We start from the raw sequence: 5,698 nt of genomic DNA, 5'->3' as shown, positions 1-5,698 counted from the left end.
CCCTCAAGTTAAAGATAAATTGGCTTATTGCTTAGTTAATCTTATTTCAGATCTAATGCTTGATAAAGCACCGCCTCCAGTATCAGCTCTAGTGTGATACAGATAAAGAACGATTAAATCAGCGCAACCATAGTTTCTAGCGGCCTGTGGTCCTGAAACAGCCTCGATTTGAGAACTAACAGGAGCACCATCATAAGCTGAACGACCTGTGTCATCCACATATGATAACTGAGCATCTGCACTTAGGTCGCCAGTTTCAGGGTCCTGAGTTACAACAAAGTCATTTCCTTGATTGTAGAAGTCTACAATTGTAAACTGATTAGCCCCTGGGCCAGCAACAATTTGGTAGTCGTTACCATTAAGGGTCTCACCTACACGGCTAGAGTGACTTGTTTCACTAGCTCTCCATGTACCCGCTAAGGCGCTTGGTTCAGTTACCGTACCGCAAACCACTGTTACAGGAAAGCTCAATGCTTGAGGTGAACCTGTAGTTAATAGTTCATTGTCTGTGTTTCCGCCAGTAATAGTGGTTTCACCATTGCCATTAGTGGTTATGTTATTAGATGTAGGGCCAAAAACAGTCCCATCATCCGTTGTCACTTCACCAGTAATGTCATATGCTTCACCAAATTCCAAATCAACTCCTGTTGCAGCTCTGATGTCAGAAGCTTTTATTTCCAAGGTAGTAGGGAAAGTAGTGTATTCATCACCTAGCTGAATTCTAGTTCCGCCAACACTGATGCCGACATTATATGAAGCTGCATTGTTGTTAGGGTCGTAAATTAAAGCTGTGAAAACGCCATTATTAGGGTCGTCACCTTTGAGTAACTTCTTTTGTCTGATATCATCGAAGTCGATCATTCCCCCTCTTTGAAGGTTTGTAATAGCTTCGTTTCTGACTTTTCGAAAATCACTTGGGTCTTGGCAACCCGTCACTATTGCTAACATCATCCCGATAGAAAGCAACATTCCGATATATTTATTTGTTATTTTCATTTCGATTAGTTTATAAATCCAGCAGGGTTAGTATCCCAAAATACTTGTATCTGATTGCTGCTTTTTTGAGTAATGTTTTCGTTTACATTTAACTCATTGGCAGGGTAAAGGAAAGACCTCATAAATGGTCCCAAGTCAATAATTGGATCCATTAAGAAAGAAGGATATCCCGTTCTTCTATAAGTATTGAATGGCTCGATGCCGTTAGTGTATGAAGCAATGTACCATTCACGAGCAATGATGTCCATTTTTCCATCTTCGTCAGCGGCATCATAATCAGTCAATACCTCATTTACATAATCATTTACTTGTGAAGCAGGCGCAACATGTCCAGTTTCACTTGATTGGAAGTTGATTACTTTGTCGATGTGTTGTCTAACCGCAGTTTCCAAGTAAGTTCTTGCATTGCCTGTTACTCCAATTTTCAGAGCAGATTCGGCCAGCATAAACTGAACCCAAGAAGAAAGCATGATTGGGTGAATGCCATCACCACCAAGGTTATCAACAACAGTTATTGGTTCACCTTGATCGTTGTCGTATGCACCAGCAGCAGGGTATGCACCATAAACGGTTCTTAACAATCCATCTGCCGGAGCAGCAGAATCGTCACCGTGATCTCTACCCCAGTAGCCATCACCTACATAACAGAAAGTAAAGTTTGGAGCACCAGCACAAGTAAGTTGAGTGCCCACAGGCCCATCTAAGGTTTGTCTGTAAAAGTAATATCTCAATCTAGGATCTTGCACTGAAGAAGAGTCTTTCATGTATGATATCAAATTGTTAGGTCTATAACCCGAAGCACCAGTTGTGTAGCTAGATGACATTAGCGGATGTCTACTTTCGTTTACAACAGCTGTAGTTCCATACTGAAATTGCATGTCTTGGCTGTTGTTTTGAATATATTCACCTCCTGCTAAGATTGCGTCAATCTTAGTTTTAGAATCAGCGGCTGTTACCAAACGTGTGGTTAACAACATTTTGATTTTAAAACTGTTGGCAAATCTTACCCAGCCCATTGCTTCTCCATCATAGTAGAGGTCGTTTACAGGCCTTTTTGCACCAGACTTTAAATTGGCGATACCTTCATCAATTAGGTCATACATTGCTGCATAAATAGATTCGCCAGAATCTAGAGTTGGCTTTGGAATAGATGGATCATTAGCTTCTGTATAAACGGCTTCACCAATAAGGTCTACCATGTTTACAAATAGAGTAGCTTTCATAATTTGAGCCATTCCTAAATGGAAACCTAAACCATCTTCTTCAGCAATGCTTTCCAACACTTTGAAGTTGGCATTGAAGTTATAAAGACTTGTCCACTCTCCATTCATTGCAGTGGTAGAGGTTACAGCATTATAAGTAGAAGCCAGAACTGTCATTCTCATAGAGCTTTCAACCGAGCCCGAAAATGATCGATTCAAGTTTCTGAAATCGAGCTGCATTTCATTCAATATAAAGTCAGGGCTAGCAGAAGAAAGTCCCAATGAGTTTGGATTTTCTATCAGTGACTCTAACTCCAAAGTTTCACAAGAGATAACTAAGCTGAAAGCCATGATCATCCCTATAGATTTTATTAGTATGTTTTTCATGTTCTTCATCATTAAAATGTTACTCTAAGTCCTACTGAGAATTTTCTCATAGCAGGGTCTGAGATCCCTAGTTCACCAAATCCATTTTCACCAGAAGTGTTCGCTTCAGGATCCAACTTAATTCCCTTAGGGAAATGCGGAGCATACCAGAATACGTTTTGAACGTTTCCAGTGATTGTTGCGCTGTTAAGCCCAATTCTGTTTACCCATGAGTTTGGAAGGGCATAGTTGAGGTTAATCTCTCTAATTCTAAATACAGAGGCATCGAACATGCTGTTTTCATAAGAAGTGAAGGCGTTGGTAAAGAAGATGTCGTTCATTGTTAACTGATACCTGTTCGGTATTTTATTACCAGACTCATCTCTTAACGGCTCGCCAGTAGTAACATCACCATACACACCAGGTAGGTAGAAAGAACCTTCTCTGTCTTCAGTATCTGTAGTTACACCTCTTTCGTAAATGCTAGACACATAACTTGAAGCCATATCGCCACCGTGCGTATATTCTAACTGCACAGTAAGGTTAAAACCTTTGTAAGTAACACCGTGGATCATAGAGTATCTGAAATCCGGATTAGGATCTCCAGTTATTTTTTGATCTAAACCAACATCGCTACTGATAATGAAATTACCATTTGCAGGGTTGATCAATGCATTGCCTTCATCGTCTCTTACAATGTAAGTAGACCTGAAAACCCCTAAAGGCTGACCCACAATGGCTGTATTGTTTCCTGAGTACTCAACAAGTTCTTCAGGCAGTTCCTTCACAGTGGTTTCGTAAGCAGTGAAGTTGTTAGTGATAGAGTAGGTTAAGTTTCCTGTTCTTACTGGGAATACAGTAACCCCTAGTTCTAAACCTTCAGTATCGATTCTACCCGCGTTGATTGAAGTGCTTGTAAAACCAGTTGATGGAGGAAGGTTTGAGCTAAAGATTTGATCTTCACTAATTCGGTTGTAATAACTCATGTCAATATCCAAAAGGCCATTGAATAGAGTAGTTTCTATACCAAACTCAATTTCTTTTTGCCTTTCAGGCTTAAGATTTGGGTTAGGCTGAACACTTGAAACAAAGTTAGCCGTGATGTTTCCGTCAGTATCTGACACAAAACGAATAGGATCAGACCCGAGTACCGCTCTAGTTCTGTAAGAACCAGGGAAGCCCGCAGAAGAACCATAACCTAATCTAAACTTCAAGAAATCCACAAAAGTTGGCATCATATCAGGCAATGCATCAGACATGATGAATGAAGCAGAAGCACTTGGGTAGAACAAAGAGTTGTTTTCTTTTTCTACTTGAGAACCCCAGTCATTTCTACCACTTAGCGTTAAGAAAGCGTAGTCTCTGAAAGAGAGTTCTGTTTGCGCATAAAGTCCCAATACATTGGTTCTTTGTTTCGAATTTCCAGCAGGTGCGTAAGACAAGAAGTTGCTATGTCTAAAGAATCCAAAAACCACTTGTTCAGTGCTGTTGATTCCAAAGCTTCTCGTATTGATACTTCTCATGTTGAAACCTGCCTGACTTGTAATGGTTAAGTCTTCATTGATTTCAAGGCCAGTAGTGTTCAATAAGAAGTTGTGGTCAAAGTTAGATCTTGTAAATGAAGACTGGTTGAAGAATCCAAGTCCTGCATTGTATCTTACTCCACCATAATTTTCTCTTTGGAAGCTTTCGGTAATGTAATTGTCATAGCCTACACGGTAGCCAAACTTCAAGAAGTCGGTTACATCGTAAGTCAAACCAATCTTCATGAAAGTTCTGTTGGCATCTGATCCAATCATGTGGTTTTTTTGCTGCCATGACGGATTATCTCTATCAGTTCTATACCAAACACTAGAGCCATCAATAGGGCTTTCAAATGGAAGTCCATTCAAATCTAAGTTTCTAGGTAAGAATAAGGTTCTATTGAAAATGTCGCCTGGTGGCTCACGAAGTACATTGTTAGTAAAAGTAAAAGTGCTTTGCAGGTTTAGCTTATCTGCTAGTTGCGTATTAGCACTTAAAGAAAGGTTTAGTCGGTCGGATGTATTTGACTCAATATAACCTCTTTCGCTATTATAGCCTACGCTAAAGCCCATGCTGGTTTTTCCTATTCTGGCATTACCGAGTAATGAGGTATTTCCGCCACTTCCGTTATTAAAGAAATCTTTAATTTGGTTAGGGTAGGCTTGGTAAAGCACCTCTTGCCCTTGGAATTCAGGAAATGCTTCAGCAAATCTAGGTTGGTCTAAATGGTGAGGTACCATAAAGTTATCATCGAATCTACCTCCCCAGTTCCCAACAAAACCTACGTTAGGAACATTATCTGAACCTTGGCCGTATGTGTTTTGAAAATCAGGAAGCCCAGTGATTTGATTAACATAAAACTGTTGAGAAACAGTAATAGACAAATCTTCAACTTGGTTTGCTGATGCTGTTTTGGTAGTGAAAATGATTACACCATTTCTACCTTCTTGACCATAAAGTGAAGAAGCGGCAAGTCCTTTCAAAACCTGTACATCTTCAATGTTGTTAGGGTCTAAATCATCGATTCTGTTTCCTTCATAGAATACACCATCCACAATGTATAGTGGTTGGTTGTCTCCATTAATAGAAGATACGCCTCGAATTACAACGTCACTTCTACTTCCGAGCATACCACCAGTAGATGTAATCTGAACACCAGGGATTTTTCCTCTTAGAATGTTCTGTACGTTCGACTCAGGTCGCTGTTCAATGCTTTCAGATTTCACTTCACTTAGTGCAAATCCTAGTGCTCGCTTTTCTCTGGCAATTCCCTGAGCTGTTACAATAACGTCTCCTAGTTTGGTTGCCTCCTCTGATAGCTGAATATCAACAACAGTTTGGCTGCCGATGACTACCTCTTGAGTAACGTAGCCAATAAAGCGAAAAACTATCGTGGTTCCACTTTCAGGAATGGATAGTTCATACTTTCCATCTGGTCCAGTAGCTACCCCGGTAGTGGTGCCTTTGATGACTACTGAAACATTTGGGATCGGTATCTGGTCAGCGGCTCCTACCACTCGTCCAGATATTGTCCGTTCCTGTCCGTTCAGAGCTGTAGTAAGCAGCATCAGAACAAGGAATCGAAACAATTGTAATGGTCTCTTCATGTT

General features: G+C 40.4%; 3 protein-coding genes. All 3 read right to left on the bottom strand.

The window, feature by feature from the left end; translation table 11 throughout:
- Positions 1-24 precede the first annotated feature (24 nt).
- Positions 25-996 (bottom strand): hypothetical protein, encoded by a 972-nt coding sequence (locus MB14_RS09020; protein ID WP_062591247.1) that lies wholly within the window; start codon positions 994-996, stop codon positions 25-27.
- A gap of 5 nt (positions 997-1,001) precedes the next feature.
- Positions 1,002-2,585 (bottom strand): SusD/RagB family nutrient-binding outer membrane lipoprotein, encoded by a 1,584-nt coding sequence (locus MB14_RS09015; RefSeq protein ID WP_165899508.1) that lies wholly within the window; start codon positions 2,583-2,585, stop codon positions 1,002-1,004.
- A gap of 11 nt (positions 2,586-2,596) precedes the next feature.
- Positions 2,597-5,698 (bottom strand): SusC/RagA family TonB-linked outer membrane protein (locus MB14_RS09010; RefSeq protein ID WP_062591245.1); only part of this gene is annotated, 3,102 nt, incomplete at its 5' end.

Source organism: Roseivirga ehrenbergii (assembly GCF_001593005.1).
GTDB lineage: Bacteria > Bacteroidota > Bacteroidia > Cytophagales > Cyclobacteriaceae > Roseivirga > Roseivirga ehrenbergii.
This window is presented reverse-complemented; position numbering and strand designations above follow the sequence as displayed.